This window comes from Exiguobacterium sp. s127, from assembly GCF_018618695.1.
GTDB classification, from domain to species: domain Bacteria; phylum Bacillota; class Bacilli; order Exiguobacteriales; family Exiguobacteriaceae; genus Exiguobacterium_A; species Exiguobacterium_A oxidotolerans.
The window spans coordinates 69119-86345 of record NZ_JACSMO010000011.1; the positions used below are offsets into that span (position 1 = coordinate 69119).

At 38.8% G+C, this 17227-nt stretch carries 15 protein-coding genes; 9 read left to right on the forward strand and 6 right to left on the reverse strand.

The window, feature by feature from the left end:
• The first annotated feature begins 870 nt into the window (after positions 1-870).
• The 4 genes from KNP98_RS13330 (at position 871) to KNP98_RS13345 (ending at position 7457) form a co-directional block, all read left to right on the forward strand.
• The gene (locus KNP98_RS13330; protein ID WP_214811845.1) at positions 871-4935 is read left to right on the forward strand and encodes a DNRLRE domain-containing protein; all 4065 of its coding nucleotides are present in this window, start codon (positions 871-873) and stop codon (positions 4933-4935) included.
• A 1-nt stretch (position 4936) separates the two neighbouring features.
• Entirely contained in the window at positions 4937-5554 is a 618-nt protein-coding gene (locus KNP98_RS13335; protein WP_214811847.1) for a hypothetical protein, read from the forward strand.
• 298 nt (positions 5555-5852) lie between these two features.
• Positions 5853-6479, forward strand: coding sequence for a hypothetical protein (locus tag KNP98_RS13340; protein WP_214811850.1), 627 nt, complete (start codon positions 5853-5855; stop codon positions 6477-6479).
• A 258-nt stretch (positions 6480-6737) separates the two neighbouring features.
• Entirely contained in the window at positions 6738-7457 is a 720-nt protein-coding gene (locus KNP98_RS13345; RefSeq protein ID WP_214811852.1) for an HNH endonuclease, read from the forward strand.
• Positions 7458-7841: 384 nt separating this feature from the next.
• Here the strand turns inward: KNP98_RS13345 and KNP98_RS13350 are convergent, their stop codons facing one another.
• From KNP98_RS13350 to KNP98_RS13360, 3 genes are all read right to left on the reverse strand, one after another.
• Positions 7842-8111, reverse strand: a complete 270-nt coding sequence (locus tag KNP98_RS13350; RefSeq protein WP_214811854.1) for a type II toxin-antitoxin system RelE family toxin — start codon at positions 8109-8111, stop codon at positions 7842-7844.
• Positions 8108-8332, reverse strand: coding sequence for a type II toxin-antitoxin system RelB family antitoxin (gene relB, locus KNP98_RS13355; protein ID WP_214811857.1), 225 nt, complete (start codon positions 8330-8332; stop codon positions 8108-8110). The genes KNP98_RS13350 and relB overlap by 4 nt, the downstream gene beginning before the upstream one ends.
• 164 nt (positions 8333-8496) lie before the next feature.
• Positions 8497-8832, reverse strand: a complete 336-nt coding sequence (locus KNP98_RS13360) for a YolD-like family protein (protein ID WP_214811859.1) — start codon at positions 8830-8832, stop codon at positions 8497-8499.
• A gap of 397 nt (positions 8833-9229) precedes the next feature.
• On the opposite strand from KNP98_RS13360, the gene KNP98_RS13365 reads away from it, so the two are divergent.
• Both KNP98_RS13365 and KNP98_RS13370 read left to right on the forward strand, forming a co-directional pair.
• Positions 9230-10309: a hypothetical protein gene (locus tag KNP98_RS13365; protein WP_251135187.1), complete on the forward strand. Its 1080-nt coding sequence runs from the start codon at positions 9230-9232 to the stop codon at positions 10307-10309.
• A gap of 665 nt (positions 10310-10974) precedes the next feature.
• A complete protein-coding gene (locus KNP98_RS13370; RefSeq protein WP_214811861.1) occupies positions 10975-11784 on the forward strand; it encodes an SMI1/KNR4 family protein in 810 nt (269 codons plus the stop codon).
• 822 nt (positions 11785-12606) lie between these two features.
• Here the strand turns inward: KNP98_RS13370 and KNP98_RS13375 are convergent.
• Genes KNP98_RS13375 through KNP98_RS13385 form a run of 3 tightly spaced genes read right to left on the reverse strand, consistent with a single transcriptional unit; the run spans position 12607 to position 14833 of the window.
• Positions 12607-13086 (reverse strand): DUF7878 domain-containing protein, encoded by a 480-nt coding sequence (locus KNP98_RS13375; RefSeq protein WP_214811864.1) that lies wholly within the window; start codon positions 13084-13086, stop codon positions 12607-12609.
• Positions 13062-13976 carry an SAR2788 family putative toxin gene (locus KNP98_RS13380; RefSeq protein ID WP_214811865.1) on the reverse strand — a complete coding sequence of 305 codons (915 nt, stop codon included), beginning with the start codon at positions 13974-13976 and terminating at the stop codon, positions 13062-13064. The genes KNP98_RS13375 and KNP98_RS13380 overlap by 25 nt, the downstream gene beginning before the upstream one ends.
• The gene (locus tag KNP98_RS13385; RefSeq protein WP_214811868.1) at positions 13973-14833 is read right to left on the reverse strand and encodes a S8 family peptidase; all 861 of its coding nucleotides are present in this window, start codon (positions 14831-14833) and stop codon (positions 13973-13975) included. The genes KNP98_RS13380 and KNP98_RS13385 overlap by 4 nt, the downstream gene beginning before the upstream one ends.
• Before the next feature lie 947 nt (positions 14834-15780).
• Between KNP98_RS13385 and KNP98_RS13390 the strand changes: the two genes are divergently transcribed.
• The 3 genes from KNP98_RS13390 to KNP98_RS13400 all read left to right on the forward strand — a co-directional run bounded on the left by KNP98_RS13390 (position 15781) and on the right by KNP98_RS13400 (position 17187).
• Positions 15781-15978, forward strand: coding sequence for a hypothetical protein (locus tag KNP98_RS13390; protein ID WP_214811870.1), 198 nt, complete (start codon positions 15781-15783; stop codon positions 15976-15978).
• A gap of 142 nt (positions 15979-16120) precedes the next feature.
• Positions 16121-16966 (forward strand): ComEC/Rec2 family competence protein, encoded by an 846-nt coding sequence (locus tag KNP98_RS13395; protein ID WP_214811872.1) that lies wholly within the window; start codon positions 16121-16123, stop codon positions 16964-16966.
• The gene (locus KNP98_RS13400; protein ID WP_214811874.1) at positions 16963-17187 is read left to right on the forward strand and encodes a DUF3006 domain-containing protein; all 225 of its coding nucleotides are present in this window, start codon (positions 16963-16965) and stop codon (positions 17185-17187) included. Before KNP98_RS13395 ends, KNP98_RS13400 begins: the two co-directional genes overlap by 4 nt.
• Positions 17188-17227 lie beyond the last annotated feature (40 nt).

A 17227-nucleotide genomic window follows, 5' to 3' on the forward strand; every position in this document is an offset into this window, starting at 1 on the left:
ATGCAGGCTCCAGAAATGGTGTGAGGTTCGTAGGACGTTACTATTTCTTGAATGATAGATTTAGCTATTCCTCTCTCTTGAAGTTGAGAACGACATACAAGACGGATGCCATGAAGGAGACGTTCCTAAAGAACCTACATGCACCAATGAGAACGACGTGTTCATAAGATTTCGGGAATGTCCTCCAATATTGCTATGGTACTGACGACGTCATGATGCAAGGCATGCTTTTTTTCTTATACGTCCTGAAAGAAATCCGATTGACTCGGGATGCCAATTGTTTCCCGTTAGATTGCTATGTACAGAAAAAATGATTCTTGGAATACATCCATATATGCAGAATCGAGATGCTAAAGAGCGATTAAAAATGGACGGAATGGCTGAAAAAAGTGCTTGATCTGATGAGGTAGAAGGAGCTCATCGAGGATATGATTTTGGCTTTAGAGTGGAGAATGATATTGATGATGACTAACGAATAGAGCCTTATGGAGTTGAAAGAATAGACTGTCTAAAAAAAATTATCATTTTTCTATCTAAAGGAGTTAGTATACATTTCGGCATCGAAATGTATACTAACTCCTTTTATTTAAACATAATTTATTTCTTTGTTTGATTAATTAATCCTACCAACTTTAATTGAGAATAATGGATTTAACTAAATCTACAAAAAAGAACTAGCGTTTCGTAATTTCATTAAAATAGATAATCTTTATATGTATTTAACGGTTTATTAAATAAATAGAAAAACGTTTTTTCAAAGTGGGTCAATTTACCTAACAAAAATGTAAGGAATCAACTTTTAATGGTTCTTTCGTTGTATAAAGAGAGTTCCGTATGTTTTATAAAAATAAATTAAAAGGAGAGAGCAACGTGGAAAAAAAGGCATTTCAAAAGTGGACAAGGTCAGTGATAGCAAGCTCATTACTTGTAAGTTCCATTCCCGTACATATGAATAATGTACACGCAGAAGAAAATAAGCAGCAAGCAACGAAGCAGGATGTACTAGAAAGTTCTGAGAACTATAGTCTTGACCTCGAAGAAAAGATTGGAGAGACAATCACGACTCCATTCATGGAGACGGAAAAGAAGGAAGAAGGTAGTTATGAATTAACGGTTTATAACGATGAGAACTTCTTGGAGAGAAAAGGGACGTGGGACGACGTCGATATGCATCTGATTGAAAAAGAAAAATCGATCATCGAACCAAAGAACACGAAAATCGATGTCCAGTTCGATCGTATGATTTCTTCCGATGAAGCCTTCATGAAAATTAATGATTTGAACAGCAAGAGTAATATTACTTTTCAGTTCGAGGGTGTTCAAACGAAAGATGGTTTGCAAAAGATAGAGAGACGAGCTGCTGAAACGATAAACAATCGTATCATTTATAAGAATGTCTATCCTGAACTAGATGTTCGTCACATCGTGATGAATGAGGAGGTCAAGGAAGATATCATTCTCAATGAGCCGAATGAGGAAATAGAAAAGTTCATTTATCGAATTGATACGAAGCTTGGCGCACGATTGGACGACGAAGGAAATATTATTTTCAAGGATTCAGCGGATGGTAGCATAGAGTTCACGATGCCCGCACCAGTGATGAGTGACAGTTCCTTCGATATCAACTCTGGTTTATCTAAAGAAAGTCGAGATATTCGTTACGAGTTGACCAAAGAAAATGATGGATATAGTCTTGCGCTTGTTCCTAATAAGGAATGGTTAAATGGTAAGGACCTTCAATACCCGGTATACATCGATCCTACCATCACCAATGGTACTGCACAAGATGCTTTCGTGACGAGTGCCGATCCGAAAGGGAACTACAAAAAGTTTTGGAGCTCTGCACAGGGAGAGTATGTCCTTCGCGTAGGAAAATACGATAATCAAACCGGCACGAACTATGCCTTCATGAAGATGGATGGATTGAACGACTTGAAAGGGGCTACCATTTCATCTGCGAATCTTAAAACATATGTGAAATGGAGCTATCATCCTACGACTAAGACAGGAATATGGCTCGATAAAGTAAACTCCGATTGGTCAGATTCTACAATAAACTGGGACAACAAGCCGGCGTCGACCAATATTACCTCGACAACAGCTGCGAGAGAACAATGGGCTACGTTTAACGTAAAAAAAACAATCCAACAAATCGCAGATGGTTCTTCAAATGACTACGGCTTTAAATTGCATGCCAATGGTAATGATCAAAACTACTGGAAACAAATCACGGCAAGTGAATCTGCTAAAAAGTCAAACATGGTCGTTTCATACAGTTATCCTCAAATGAAGGGGCTGAAAGCAGAAGCATATCCAACGGCAGCAGGATCCTCTACGGGTTATATCAACCTGTCCTGGACAAAAGCTACTGAGGCAAATGGATACCGCCTACAATTGTTCAACGGAAAAGGATGGCGAACAATCTACAAAGGGACAGCTACGAATTTTAGCACGAAGAACAAGAAAATTTGGCCGACTATCTTACAGTATAAGGATAAAGATTCATTGACAGGAGGAGTAGCCTTCCGCGAGGGAGACGGTATGGAGTTGCCAGTCGACCCCTCACCTATGTATCGTACGAGTAGCAATTCTACTACAACCTCAAAAGCCTATCAGTTTCGAGTGGTGGCCGACTACGAACTAGGTTCTAGTGAAGCATCCACAGTCGTCAAGCCCGTGCTAGATGGCATAATCCCTGAGAACCCAGAAATGCCTCAGTTAGAAAAAATAGAGTCAAATAAAGCTGACGGTAAGGGATGGTTCGAACTAGAATGGGACGAGACCGAAGGTGCTAGTTCATATGATTTGTTGATATTCAACGGAGAGACATACGAACGCATCCCGGTAGGAAACGTAACGAGCTGGTCGAGTAAAGGGAAGCGTGTATTCCCGACAGAAGCCCAACAACTGTCATCTAATCCGGGTGCCTTTTTTAGAAAAAATGGAGATGGAAGAGATTTTTTAACAGATCCACGCTCACTTTATAGCTCGACAGGTCCAAAATATTCGAATAGTACCAATTACTTTGTGAAAATCATTGCGAAATCAGAAAAAGGAGAAAGCCTACCTTCCAGCACGTTAAAAATTTGGTTCCCAACTAAAGACCCAGTCCTTCATGGAAAAGGATTCAAGTATGAGGGCAGTGAAAATTTAGGATATTTAAACACTACATGGAGTTCAATTGAAGAAGCTAAAGGCTATGTTGTTTTACTCCACAATGGCGCGAGCAAACAAATTGTAGCAAGGCTAGATAAAGACGAGACATTTTGGAGTAGCAAATTTAGAGGTTTATGGCCAATCAGTGACGTCAGTAAGTCGTTCGAAGCAGAAGGTATGGGATATGAGTTACTGAAATCTCCCGAAAAACTTTATGATCTCACGAAAAATTCCAGTCTGGATACCTCGTTGTATTATGTTACTGTTCAATCGTTCCGTGCAGAAGATGCAACTAAAGATTTGACGGACCTTTCACGTTATTTAGGACCTAGCGATTCAGAAAGTGAGGAAAGTACTTCTGCAATCGAAATTTCTGAAAAAGAGAACACCGTAGTGGAGACGAACACGTCCTACAAAAAATTGCTTGCTCCGAAAGTAGAGTTCGTCGTTAGCGAAAATAATGAAGTAGACGAAGAGTCGGAAGACGTAATGGTATCTACACCATTGACGAGTGATCTTCACGTATCTTGGGAGCCCGTAGAAGATGTTATAAAGTATCAAGTAATATTCTATAATGGTCATGAATCTACCTATTTTGACGTTCCTGGCAACCAAACGAGCTGGACCACGGAAAATAAAAAGATTTTCCCTACAGACGAACAGCTATCGAATGGTGAACTATCGTTTAGAACGAATGATGATGGGAAGATACTTCCACGTTCTCCAAGTTCTTTATATAGAAAGGTGAATAGTTTATTAGGTGTAAATCAAGATTTAGATTCGGGTTATCAAATTAGTATAACTGCGGTACATCAAAATGGATCTAGAGAGCCTTCGCAAAAAACTTCTGTTAAAATTCCTTTAGAGGAACCAGAAGTATGGATTGAAGACGAATTAGTGAACGATGATGGGACACTGGCAATCGAACTAGGATGGAATAAAGCAAAAGATACCACTACAGAAATATTGGTTTACAATGGGAAGTCTTATGACGTTTATGATGTAGGAGACGCTACGACATGGAAGTCTGAGAAGGTCAAGATTTATTCAGACACAAATTTAATCGTTCGAACGAAGAGCGCGCAGGGTGAAGCTAGCGAAACAGTCGTTGAATTAAATCAAGAGGATTCAGATTTTGAAGACGAGAACGTCGACGGAAATCGTACGATTGAAGATGATTTTGATGTCTCTGCTGAAGATGATTCTTGGGAACTCGGAAAGCCTAAAGAAGTAGCTACAAAGCAAAGAGCTAGCGCCGTAAGAGCGATTATACAAATCATTAAGCAGCAGAAAAAGATTAAGATTAAAATCAAAAAGAAAAGTAATAAGAAAGTAAGCAAGACAATAAAGCCCTCGAAAGCGAATTACAAAAATAAAAAACCTGCAAATGATGCTGCGAAAGATTACTTGAATGGGAAAAAAAGAGTGAAGATGAGAGATGTCTATACTGTGCGTCCAATCGAAATGACAAGTGAAAGGCTAGGGCACATTCTTCATAGGCACGATGTGCGATATTGGGATGGAAGTCTAGGTTCTCGAAACCAACAAACATTTTTCCCGAATAAGACATCGACTAAAGAAATCATTAATTTAGTTAAAAAAAATATTAGAGAAAATCACGAAGAAATCAATGAACTTATATTGAGTAGGCATATGGAGTTTCAGGGTTTTACAAGGTTCATTGATGGTAATTTTTATAGAATCGGGATTAAGTTCAATGGAAATATGAATCCTGAGCTCAAGCAGTTTTACCCTGTCAATCAATTCTGGAGGTTCTGAAATGAAGATTAAAGTGATTAAAAACATCATGGTGCTGTTTCGGGAGGAAGAGAAGCAATCTATTCCGTTGTTGGAGTATCTTGAAATGAACGGCTTAGGCATCGAGGAATTGGTGGAAGACGAAGCCATGAATGGTGATTTTATAATTGAAATCGAACTAGAGAATGATTCAATAACCTGGTCATATGATGTTCATGAATTAGAAGAAACGTCACAAGTGAATTTCATGGTGTATTTCATCTGTAAATGGAAATGGATTTGGGAATGGTATTCAGAAAGATTTTTAGAACATGACATAAAATTTAACGTTTATCCGACTATAATTGATTACGCCAAAGCTCGTATACGTCCACTTGAATTGATGGAAGAGCAGGTTTTAGAATTAGAAGGGTATACCAAAGAAGACTTGATTTTTTATTACGGATCAGGACCATTCGATGATTTTAAACGAGCGGATCAAAATCTAGATCAAATCTTAGAATTTGATGAAATAAATAATAAAGAAAAAATGCGGGAAGAAGGACTTTATTTTGACTCGGAGATGGATAGATGGATAGATGTTCCAGCTTCTCTTGACAACATAGAAGAGGCAATCCGGAAATTATCAATTGCAAGATGAGGTTAGTATAGTAAGGTTGAACAAATATTTTATGAATAGAGATGAAGAGGCATACGATGAAAAGTCGCATGCCTCTTCATCTCCATTTGGTTAAAGAATAAAAAAATCTAAAAACTCTAGAAAATAATAAGGTCGATACAAAAATAAACCGGAAGTAAGTTTATATTTGATTTCGAGACTTTTCTCCATAGGGTACATTAATCTATTTTAAAGTAAAGCGAGCTTTATACATAACACGAAACCGGGGTTGTAATGCAAAAAATAAAATTTTGAATAGAAATATACGGAGGAGAGAATAATGAAAATTGATCTGATAGAATTGAAGTTTAAAGATGAAAAAGGTCAGATTAAATCGCTTGATGAATTTTCAGAGATGTTCGAAATGGGATTCTATCTTGTTGAACACCCAGAATGGACAGTTCGGACAAGAGTTATAATGGATATAGATTCGGACTGTGAAAATCGTATATTTAGCTTTGACTTCAATAGGAAAGATATTGAATGGGGGCATTACTGGGTAGATAAGCTTATTCAGAAGTGGACTATTATTTGGGAGTGGTATTATCAATCACATATTGATTCAAATCAGAAATTTACACTAGAATCAACTACGATTGAAGATGTGGAAATGAGATTCGGGGAGAATAGCGAAGAACATAATAGTATCAAATCCTTATCTAATGTAGTGTCGGAAGAGGAAGAGGAAGAGGAAACGATGGGGACGAGTGAATCGGGGTTGAATAGAGATAACATGGAGTGGGTTTTAGATTTCGATGAAAAAAACTCAATAGAACGAATAAGAGAAGAAAAAATGTATTTTGATCATGACTTGAAAATTTGGATCGATTTAGAACACTCTCTTCCAGCTATAAGAAAAATTATTAGAAAAGTAGATACTTTTGAAAGACCTTCCTCAGAAAACTGAAGTATAATCCAATAAAGAAAAGACTTCTTTAGTTGGTGGGAAGTATCAAAAGAGTCTAATTCAGGATTCGATTGCACAAACGAAAGAAGGTTTCAAAATAATAATGTGAGCCACTTCCCGTCAATTAGATAGGACTGATAAAGCAAGTAGATGAGCAAAATGATTTTAAAACAAGATGTGAATCCTAAAATCTAAAATCTACATCCTGAATATGGACGATGACCGTATCAGGATGAATTGATGGAGTGAAGCCTCAGAATGATTAACGAATTCAACCGTGAACTACCAGAACTCAAGCCTAACGGCCGAGATAGAGAGTTTAAAAAGTATTCCGATGACATAAAAGCTAGAGTATTGTATGAACACTTAATCAACAATAGGACGCATAGATGGTTAGACATAAACGTTCTAGGCATAACGAGTGGTAATACCAAAGGTCGAGATTCAGCAAACATTCTTTACTATCTAGGAATGAGGGCCGATTACAGAGGTCTTTTTGGTGGTCAAGACATAGCTGACGTCATTTCCAACCTTGGGAACAATCATCAAGATTTCACGATTGCCATTGAATTGTTGAACCGAAATCATGAGTTGCAAAGACTAGAGGATGTCGTGGGATTAGATATTGAATCGGAAGAATTAGAAGAAGGGCGATTTGTCGATGGCGGAATCAAGTATCGATATGTCAAAAATTATGAGCGTAATCCTAGAAATAGATTGTTGGCAATCAAAGAGCACGGTGTCATCTGTAAGGCATGTGGATTTGATTTTGAAGCCGTCTATGGAGAACGCGGGAGGGAATACATCGAAATCCATCATATCCAGCAACTGAGCGAACTTAGTGGACCTGCCGAAATCAATCCTAGCACCGATTTAGTCCCGCTCTGTGCTAATTGCCACAGAATGATTCATCGAAAAAAGGATGAGGTACTGACGATAGATCAATTGATTGAAATCCTAGAAGAGAACAAGAACTGAGATCCATTAGTCATAGTATGATTTAGGACTTCCAATCAATAAAAGATGTTTTAAATGCTTGATACAGACTCGAAAGAATTCATCAGAATTTTTTGTAGAGATAGATGTACTTCGAATTTAAATAATAAGCGAAAGAGTGTAAACGTTTCGACATCGAAATGTTTACACTCTATTTCTTTTATGTTTTTTTATATTCTCGAAATATCAGTATACATTGATAAATTGATAAAAGGATGCGTTTATTGACTTAGGATGAATGAGAAAACGAGTAAGAGCATTTAAGAGGTATTTAAAATAGGGTCTATGAATAAGTAATCAATAATGGTCGTCTAAAATACAAAAAAGAAGACTCATATAGTTACTTATACATAAGTCTTCTCCATCTTATTTGTAGATATCCCATCGATGTCCAATCTCGAGAATCAAAATCACGACTTTCTCATCTTGGATGTCAGCAATCAGGCGATAGTCGCCAATACGATAATGCCATTCACCCGAACGATTCGAGACGAGTCCCTTTCCATGACGATGCGGGTCATCCGTCCCGACCAGGTTCTTCTTGATCCAGGACATGATAATCCGCGTTTGTTGGGAATCAATCTTCTTAAGAGTCTTTTGAGCCTCGCGCTCAAACTCTATGGTGTATGCCTTCATTCTAAATCAAGGTCATTCATCATGTCGTCAAACGAGATTGCTTCTGATTTTTTACGGTGCGCTGCCATGGAATCATGATAGAGTTGCAAATCGATTTCGTCTTCAATCCGATCGAGGACGGCATCGCGTACGAGTGTAGAAATCGTGATGTTCTTCGCCTTCGCATATTCCTTGATGAGGCGTGTATCCTGATCATCGAGCCGTACAGAAATGGTACTCATACTTATCATCCCCTTTGTAATACATTGTAATACAATTTCGAATTCTAGTATATATGTAGATGAGCCAGGATAAAAGTCTCTTAGCAGAGAAAATGAGATGAACATGGTCCTATCAGTATTAACTTGACCATACTTATCGATTGCATACCGTGACTACTTTTTCTTCATTCCGAGAGATGGACGCTTAAAATTTGCTTGAACGGAACAATCTCGACGTTAAGGTTTCGCTTCACGAGATTAACCTCTTCTCGCATATAGTCGAGCTTCTCGATGAAGGCATCGAAACGATACGTCAAGGGGCCTTTGATTGCTGTTACAGTAACGATATCTCCGCTGAATATGGCATCGTTCAGTGCATTCTCTATGGTCCCGTCGATGGATTCTTCCGTATCATCGAACTGGAAATGATGAACGTCTTGATAGGATCGTTTCAGCATTAACTTGTGTTCTGGCATCAAAAAATGAATCCATTTCTTATTGCCCGGGTCTTCATAACGCACAAAGTCACTCCTTTACATAATAAGAACATTAGTTCTTTTAATTTACCTCGATTTCCTGATTTTTAATCCATTCTTTCGATATCATTTCAATCTTATCGACTATTTATAAGAAAGAAATAGCGATAGTCACTTCATTGCCGACTTAGAGTCACTATATCTCGTAAGAAAAGTATTACATCTATCTCCATTCGATGTGTATGATACTCTCTTGTCGCTTCGGATTGAAGGACAGGTTGGTGTGATTGCTCCTCTTTTTAATTCTTTCTACTTTGTAAACGTTCCTATCATAAGGGTTACCTTTAGTGAACCGATTGACTATGTAGAATTGATTAGGTAAATAACAAGCTTGATTATAGTAAAATGATAATCGGTACCTTAAAACGATGGAGGTCATTTAATGGTAAGAAAAGAAACACCAATAGAAGAATTTTTGCTCGAAGCAATGAATCATACGGGTGTCTCTTTGCCCATCATTATTGGGGAAGGAGCATGGCACATGGCATGGAAAGTGAAGAAAGAGGATGAAGAGTTGGTGCTTCGAATCCCCAAAAAAATTGCTTACGGAAAGCCAGTTCCATTCGATCGAGACGCATTAACTGCAGAATATTCTGCAACAAAATGGTATTACGAATCCGTGAATAAAATGGTCCCAGGTGGTGCACCAGCGTTTTTTAAATTTCATGTTACGCCTGAACTCACGTATACGTTGGAGTCATTTGGCGGAAAATCATTGCCTTTAAGAGAAATGTCGCTATTCGATGCGTTGCGTGTAGGTAGACAAATTGGAGCCATCTATCGAAAAATGGAAAGTCTTACGCCTGAAATTGAGGGATTTGGTCGTTTAGCATGGACAGAAAATAAAGGACTCCATGGAACTATAAACGAGGAATTTCAGACGTTTTTTCAAGAAAAAAGTCTAAATCACGTCCATAATTATCAAAAACTAGTTAACGCGTATCCGATGTTTCAAGACAATAGGGTGGAACATGCACTTCAAATAGTGACTACGAATCGAAATCGCCGAATCGTTTCGGCAAGATTAGTCAATCAAGACGTCTCGCCTGAAAACATTTTGTTGAGAGGGGACAGCGTCTGCCTGATTGATCCATACCCAATCGTCTATGAACCTCGTGAGATGGCCGGCAATTTCATGAACTTGTACGAGACTTTATTTAGAATGTTAGCAAATACCCCACGCTATAAAAAACACCAGTTTGAAAGATGTAAGGATATTCTAAAAAATTTAGCTACAGGATTTCTTGATGGATATAGTGATGGTGATCTAGCTGTTTCTCGAGAAGTCAGAGGTGAGCAGTACCTTCAACTGCTCGAAACGGCTTACCAACATCATTGCTTGTTGATTAGAACATTGACGTCAGAGGATATCATTCGATACGGACATCGGAAAGAAATCGAAAAGCGTCTCGCTATTTTAGGTGATGAGATAAAACAATTTGCCGAGACTTACTTCTTCTGACTTTTGTGTATTGAATACCTGACTTACGAATCTCTCGACTCGCACTTATGATAGAAATAATAAATGGTAAGGGACTAGCTTATTAACCGAGTAATAGTGCAATCTTCTTGAATTATTTGAAGTAAATCTGTTTGCCCTTTTGTAAGATCTTCTTAGGCTTAATTTGTAGTGGGAAATTAATGGATTGTATGTGTTAATCAATGCGACATTTTATTGTGGTTGCGTTTCTGAAGTGTGTTATTCCAATTATCAGAAATGGAATTTATTTTCACCTTTTAATCTTGACAGGTTGAGTTATCGCAAGTAAGTAAAAGTGACGTTGGTAGTACAATCTGTACTTGTGTATGTAACGTATGTGAAAATATTACGTTTCTTCAAGAGATGATTCCTGCATATGCTACAGGGATCATTTTTCACTTCATCGGCATAATAGCACCCGTCAATCGTGACGTCATTCTGAAGGACGATATTTTTCGCAATGACGCGGACCAACAGACCGCGCTAATTCGACATCGACGATTTCTTTACACTCATTACCTTCTGTTGCGAGCAAATCGTTTGCTGCGAATATGTTTGTAGTCTCAAACGATCCAAATTCAAAAAAGTATAGCGTATAATATTATAAGAGTATATAAATACAAAAATGTAGTGAAAGAGGTGCTTTAATGAATTTTTGGGATGAATTGTTAGAAGATGAGGTTGCTTTATCGCTAAATAAAGAAGAAGTGAAACAAATCGAAAAAGAACTAGGCGCTTCTCTCCCTAAAAAATATGTCGAAAAGCTAGAAGAACAGAATGGCGGGGATCTTGCATTTGATTCAGTGAACGTTGATTTCGAAAATACATGGTCTGACGAAGAAGATGGTCTTCATCTACCTTTATATCGATTCAACACTTTGACAGTTGAGGAATTTGAAAATGGCTTGTCTATGTTGAAAGAATGGGGATTAACAGGAAAAATGATTGTGTTCGGCGAAGGCGAAGGTAGTTATTTCTGGTACTTCGATTTCGACAACAATCCTAATGAACCACAAATTTGGTGTTTGGATATTTCGGATGAGACAACACTTCTCGTAGCGGAGAGCTTCGACCAACTCCTTGAGAATCTCGTTAGACGAAAAGGTGAAAATGAAGTTGAATTGTCACGCGATGATGTGTTTGCCGACTATCCGACGATGGATGAAATTCGAGAAATCATCGAAGGTGATGATGAAGATGAGCGACTCGTAGCCTATCGTATGTGGTTGACACGATGTGAAGATCTTGGTGGATTGGTCATCGAGTTACGTCAACGTGTTCAAAGTTCAAATGATGAAGATGAACTAGATTCGTATGCTGAACTTTTGACTGAAGTGTTGCTGAACTATACAGGAGAAGAGTTCATAACATACAATCAAGCGATTGCATTGTTCAAAGAAAAAGAAGATGTTTCCGACTTAGACCATGTAATTGGACAACTTGAATCAAATATCTAAGAAATCAAAAAACGTCTTAAACATGACAAAAAAATAGAGTAGAAAAAGGAGACAAACTCTTGTGTAATTGGGAGTTATCTCCTTTTTATATGTGGCGTAATTTCGAATCATCTACAAGAAAAGGCTTTTCAAATGCTCGGAACGCTTTGCTCGCAATTTTACGCGGCTCGACGTTCTCCTTTTTCGTTCAGTTTATCGTCGCGTCTTTTATTATAGCGCTAACTTTTCATTTCTGCCGTCTTACTTGGAATAGGTGATGCGGTAAATGATCATTTCAAAGGCATGAAACAGAGCGGTACCGCTCTGGTTGATGGAAAAGGACCGTAAGCCGTACGTCGCGAGACGACGCATATCGCGTCACCCGAGGACGCGTTCTGTGTCGCCAAACGCTTCATCCAAGACGATGACCGTGAGGTGTTCCTCGTCATCCTGCTCAAATGGACGAAAAACGGCATCGTTTTTCTTTTAAGAAAGCACGAGCGAATAAGGAATGGATTTGTCCCAAATCCAAAGGCAGTGAGAAACCCGCAGTGGACGGGTCCACTGCGGGCAAGAGTCTGTACATGGTCTCTTCTATAGGGAAGAGTGTCATTCGTGAAGTAGTGGTGAGTTTAGAAGTAATCGAATGGATGGAAATCTATGGACGGACAGCTGATCTAGATCGATTGATTATGACGTAGGTGTTTCCGTCTGGTCTTTCTGTAGTAACGTAGACGACAGAAGAGCTTTCGGGCTCATGCGTGAGGCTGTAGGCTGCACGAAGCGACATATAATAAATATTATCCATAAAGAAACTAAACGTATCTATTTCAATCAAAAACGTTAATTATCTAGCAACGTGTAAGGGATATGCGGTATAAATTTTTCTAACTGAATATCAAAATATGCTTCAATATCTTTCTTCAATGTGTGTTCTAGATCAAGCAAAGATGAAACTAAAAAATCTAGAGGGAAAACGTTATAGATATCCTTTTCACCCCATATCGATTTAATTCTAGCTTGACTTGAAAAAGGGATCATCGAAATGATAGCACCTTCTTCGTAATCATCGAATTCTAATGAATAATAATGAAATTCAGGGACCGGTATTGCATTTGATTTTTCTTTCCAGCGATACAATGATTTATAAAACTCTAAAATAGGTAATGAAGTTTCCAAATAAATCTCATCATTAATTGTAATAGTGAACATTGCTTCGATTGAAAGAATGGTTGGGACATCTCTTGCAACGCGATTTGAAAGTTCACTTGGTTGATTTATAAATGTATATGAAAACATTATTTGACCGGGAATGCTGACCATATTTTACCGTCATATCCTATAATCACTCGGATTTTTGTTTCGCCCTTTGTCCCAACCTTTTTTCCCATACCAACATCAAACCTAAAGGATAATTTATCATTATTATTAATTTCAAAGTTTGAAACGGAAACTTTTTGCATCGCTTCTTTTATCCATGACTTTGCTGTACTTTGGCTATTCGTATTAAATTTGGCCCATTTTCCAGTATTACTTTTTAGATGCTTACTTTTCACCGTTAATTTCGAGACATTTTTTATTGCGTTACTTAAAGCATACTTTCCAAAAGCGCTAATTAATGCACGTTGTCCATATTTTTTAATTGCCCATCGCGCTCCCATTTGAACAACTATTGCTAAAACTGGGATGGCAGATGCTTTAGCGTCGATCGTATTAATCGCGTATGTTTCTTTGCTCTCTCTATCAATTAAAGTGGCTTTAAACTCTTCTCCATCAATTTCATTAAAAATAAAATCATAGATTTTATTACGCGTATTATTTTCCTCATCGATAATTGACTCGGTTACATACATTTCTCCTGTTTCAAGATCTACAAAAAACTCAGAAGACATTTCAGTTTGTTTGGTTTGTAACTGTGATACAACACTCATTTGTTGAGAAGATTCGGTGACTGCCATCTCAAAATCTTCATTATGAATGCCGAATTCTTCTTCGACATCAACGTTATAACTTGTCCCATCCTCTATTTTTGAAGATTCAAAAGGACGATTTTCATCTTCTAATTCAACATTGCCCTCGTCTTTTTGTAATGAAGTGACTTCATCCGTTGGTAGTGAAGAATTCGTATTTTCTGCAGACGCATAGCCAGTAGGCGTAATTAATGTACTAATCGTAAAGACAGTCAATAAAATTTTGATAAACCATTTCTTCATTTTGATTCCTCCAGTACTTTTTTACTCAGAGTTAAAATCTTAGCGTTTTCATTATCTTTCGTATCTGCATGAATAATGTAAGGCTTCAATGAACTTGATGATAGTTTTGTACGTTGTATTGAATTATTTGACATGATAGATGCAAATATTCCTGTCGCATAAGCCGTGGCAAAAGATGATCCTGTATATGTTTTGTATCCACCATCATTTGAAGTAGAAGTTACATCTACGCCAGGAGCAAAGTAATCTGCTCCAGTAGTCGTAGAAGATTCATCGATTTTCAAGGATTTATCAATCGAACCAATAGAGATTACATTCTCGTAGTTTGCAGGGTAATCCACAGATAGTCCCATGTTATTTCCAGCTGCTGCAACAACAACTATATTATTCTTTAGCGCGCTGTCGATTGCTTTATGCAGTGCTTCATAATTTTTGCTAAAGCCGAAGCTAATATTAATAATATCGACTTCTTTTTCAATGCTCCATTCTATCCCCGCAATCACGTTCTCTAATTTGCCTTCGCCTGCTTCGTTCAACACCTTAACGTCATATAGAATGGCATCAGTAAGTACACCGCGGAACTCTTTACTTTGACCAGTAATCAGACCAGCAATAGCAGTTCCGTGTCCAAATTCATCAGAAACCGTTTCTTCTTTTTTGCTAAATGCGTTATATTCTTTCACTTTTACTTTCTTGAGTGCTTCATGGTTTTGATTTACTCCACTATCGAGAATCGCAATTTTGACAGGATTGGAATGACTACGTGTATCATGACCGGTTATTGTCTCAGCCCAGTTAATGTCGCTGTTCTTTTTATCACTTTCAGATTGGTTTTCTATAAAAAGAATAATAGACATGAGCGTACCGACAACTATTAAAAATATAATTAAGATTTTTCGTATAACAAACACCTCTTTTTTCAAATATAAGTAAAGGCTAACAATTAAATGTCCTAGTTATCAATTTATTTTTATTTATAAAATCCTTTTTTTCAATTTTTTTTACAATTATTCATAATGAGTTCACTTGACTTTATTAATGTGGCTATAATGTCGAAAATTTTTTTTCTGTTTTTGTGAAGAAGTGCATTTCTGTACTTAGTTAAAGCGAGATAAGAGTTTTTCAGCTGGAGAGCGCGACGATTCGTTGAAGTAATGACTTAGCACAATCATAACTTTAAGGGGGGAGGGACTCAGTATAGGCAAGAGTGTGTACATTCCATCGTTATATCTATAAGGAAGAGTGCCTTTCGTGATGTATGGGTGAGTGGAGAAGTAGTTGAATGGATGGAGTTCTATGGATAGACGATTGATCTGGATCGATTGATTATGACGTAATCTCGTTTTGACCTTTTTATAGTAACGTAGATAACAAAAGAGCTTTCGGGCTCATGCGTGAAGCTGTAAGCTGCACGCAGCCACATCCTCATCGCACCGCTGTCCTCCGTCCTCCTGCCATACCGATAACGAGAGCTGCGAATCACTAGCGTGAGGCATCTCTACGTTGCTGATCCTTGCGACGGAACGCACGGAGCGTGATAAGGACCAGAAAATAAGTTTAGGAGTCTCAAACTGATTTAATCTGCAGGTACCAGTTATTTTAATCTGCAAGTACCAGTTGTGATGGGATTCCTGTTCTAAATGATTCGCCGTGTTCCAAAGAATGAAGTGAAAATAGTCATGGATTCATCCTTAACTCCTCCGTTGATTCGGCTATCATCGTGCTTATCTCAATCAAACGGATTCGTACGATGTCCTTCACGACTGTATGCTGTGTTCAAGCAAACCAAAGAGGAGTGACGAAAATGAATACAACTGTAGAGAACGAGGAGTCGAGAAAATGGATGGACATGGTGGAACACTCGCAAAAAGTGACCATCATCGATGCACAAGTTCGATTGGTGCGAGAAGTAGATGGCTCGTTCGAGCATGTGACCTGGTTCGTTGATGTCGATATACTGCTCGCTTTTATTCAGCAACATTATTTGGAACAGGCCCGTTAAAGGTCTGTTTTTTTTATATGTTTTTTCGTTAAGAGATGTGACCTAGCGAGAAAAAATAAGGGGTGGGAAATATACCCATTATTCTCCTGACATTCACGGTATACTGAAGATAACTTAAAAATAAGAAATGGAGCGATGTAAGATGAAGAGAAAATGGTTGGGCGCCAGCCTGGTACTCGCAAGTGTGGGTTTATTGGTAGGACCGTTACAGGGCGCGGAGGCGGCGACGCCGAAAATCAAGGTCCACTATATCGATGTCGGACAAGGTGATGCGATCTACATCAAGATGCCGAGTGGTGAGGACATCGTCATGGATGGTGGGAATAAAGGGAAGGGCGATGAGCTCGTTGCCTATCTGAAAAAGCAGAAGGTCGGTGACATCGAGATGCTGATCTCGACGCATCCGGATGCCGATCATATCGGAGGACTTGATGAAGTCCTCGATTCGTTCAAGGTCAAGAGTGTCTATGCTCCGAAGGTCAAACACACGACGCAAGCCTATAAGGACTTCCTGCTGGCCGTCAAACGCGAGAAGCTGACGATCAAGACAGCGAAGGCAGGAGTCTCGCTTCCTGTAAAGGGAGTGAAGGCGCAGTTCGTCGGACCGGTGAAGGATTATGCCATGAGTGACCTCAACAACTGGAGCGCCGTGTTGCACGTCGCCTATAAGAAGAACACCTTCCTGTTCACAGGCGACGCGGAACTGAAATCGGAGCAGGACATGATTGCGAAGAAGAAGACGCTGCGTGCGGACGTCCTCAAGGTCGGGCATCATGGGGCGAAGACCTCGACGAGCGCGACGTTCCTCAAGTACGTCAAACCGAAGTACGCCGTCATCAGTGTCGGGAAGAATGCTTACGGACATCCGACGAACGAAGTCGTGACGAACCTGAAGCGCGCAAAGGCGACGATGCTACGGACAGATAAGAGTGGGACAATCGTCTTTGAAGGGAACGGATCGTCCTACACGATCAAGAAGTCAAAATGAGTAAGCAAAAAGGGATCATTGATCGAATTGAAGGAAAGTGGGTCATCGTCGAGTTCGAAGATGGAATGCGGGACATCCTGATTTCTCGCTTTCCCATGACGGTTGAATCTGGAGACGTCATTTGGATCGATGAGTACGGTCATATCGAGAAAGATGACCAAGAGCGGCAACGACTCTCCAACGAAATCGATGAGTTGATGGAAGAACTATGGGAAGACTAGGACAGAGGAAATAGGCTGAACATATAAGTTAAGTTGACAA

Bases quoted from the DNA above. Each gene is read 5' to 3' on its own strand.
- KNP98_RS13370 (WP_214811861.1), top strand. From the start codon at position 10,975: ATGAATTTTTGGGATGAATTGTTAGAAGATGAGGTTGCTTTATCGCTA.
- relB (WP_214811857.1), bottom strand. From the start codon at position 8,332: ATGAGTACCATTTCTGTACGGCTCGATGATCAGGATACACGCCTCATC.
- KNP98_RS13385 (WP_214811868.1), bottom strand. From the start codon at position 14,833: ATGTCTATTATTCTTTTTATAGAAAACCAATCTGAAAGTGATAAAAAG.
- KNP98_RS13375 (WP_214811864.1), bottom strand. From the start codon at position 13,086: ATGGTCAGCATTCCCGGTCAAATAATGTTTTCATATACATTTATAAAT.
- KNP98_RS13340 (WP_214811850.1), top strand. From the start codon at position 5,853: ATGAAAATTGATCTGATAGAATTGAAGTTTAAAGATGAAAAAGGTCAG.
- KNP98_RS13380 (WP_214811865.1), bottom strand. From the start codon at position 13,976: ATGAAGAAATGGTTTATCAAAATTTTATTGACTGTCTTTACGATTAGT.
- KNP98_RS13365 (WP_251135187.1), top strand. From the start codon at position 9,230: ATGGTAAGAAAAGAAACACCAATAGAAGAATTTTTGCTCGAAGCAATG.
- KNP98_RS13395 (WP_214811872.1), top strand. From the start codon at position 16,121: ATGAAGAGAAAATGGTTGGGCGCCAGCCTGGTACTCGCAAGTGTGGGT.
- KNP98_RS13350 (WP_214811854.1), bottom strand. From the start codon at position 8,111: ATGAAGGCATACACCATAGAGTTTGAGCGCGAGGCTCAAAAGACTCTT.
- KNP98_RS13345 (WP_214811852.1), top strand. From the start codon at position 6,738: ATGATTAACGAATTCAACCGTGAACTACCAGAACTCAAGCCTAACGGC.
- KNP98_RS13390 (WP_214811870.1), top strand. From the start codon at position 15,781: ATGAATACAACTGTAGAGAACGAGGAGTCGAGAAAATGGATGGACATG.
- KNP98_RS13335 (WP_214811847.1), top strand. From the start codon at position 4,937: ATGAAGATTAAAGTGATTAAAAACATCATGGTGCTGTTTCGGGAGGAA.
- KNP98_RS13400 (WP_214811874.1), top strand. From the start codon at position 16,963: ATGAGTAAGCAAAAAGGGATCATTGATCGAATTGAAGGAAAGTGGGTC.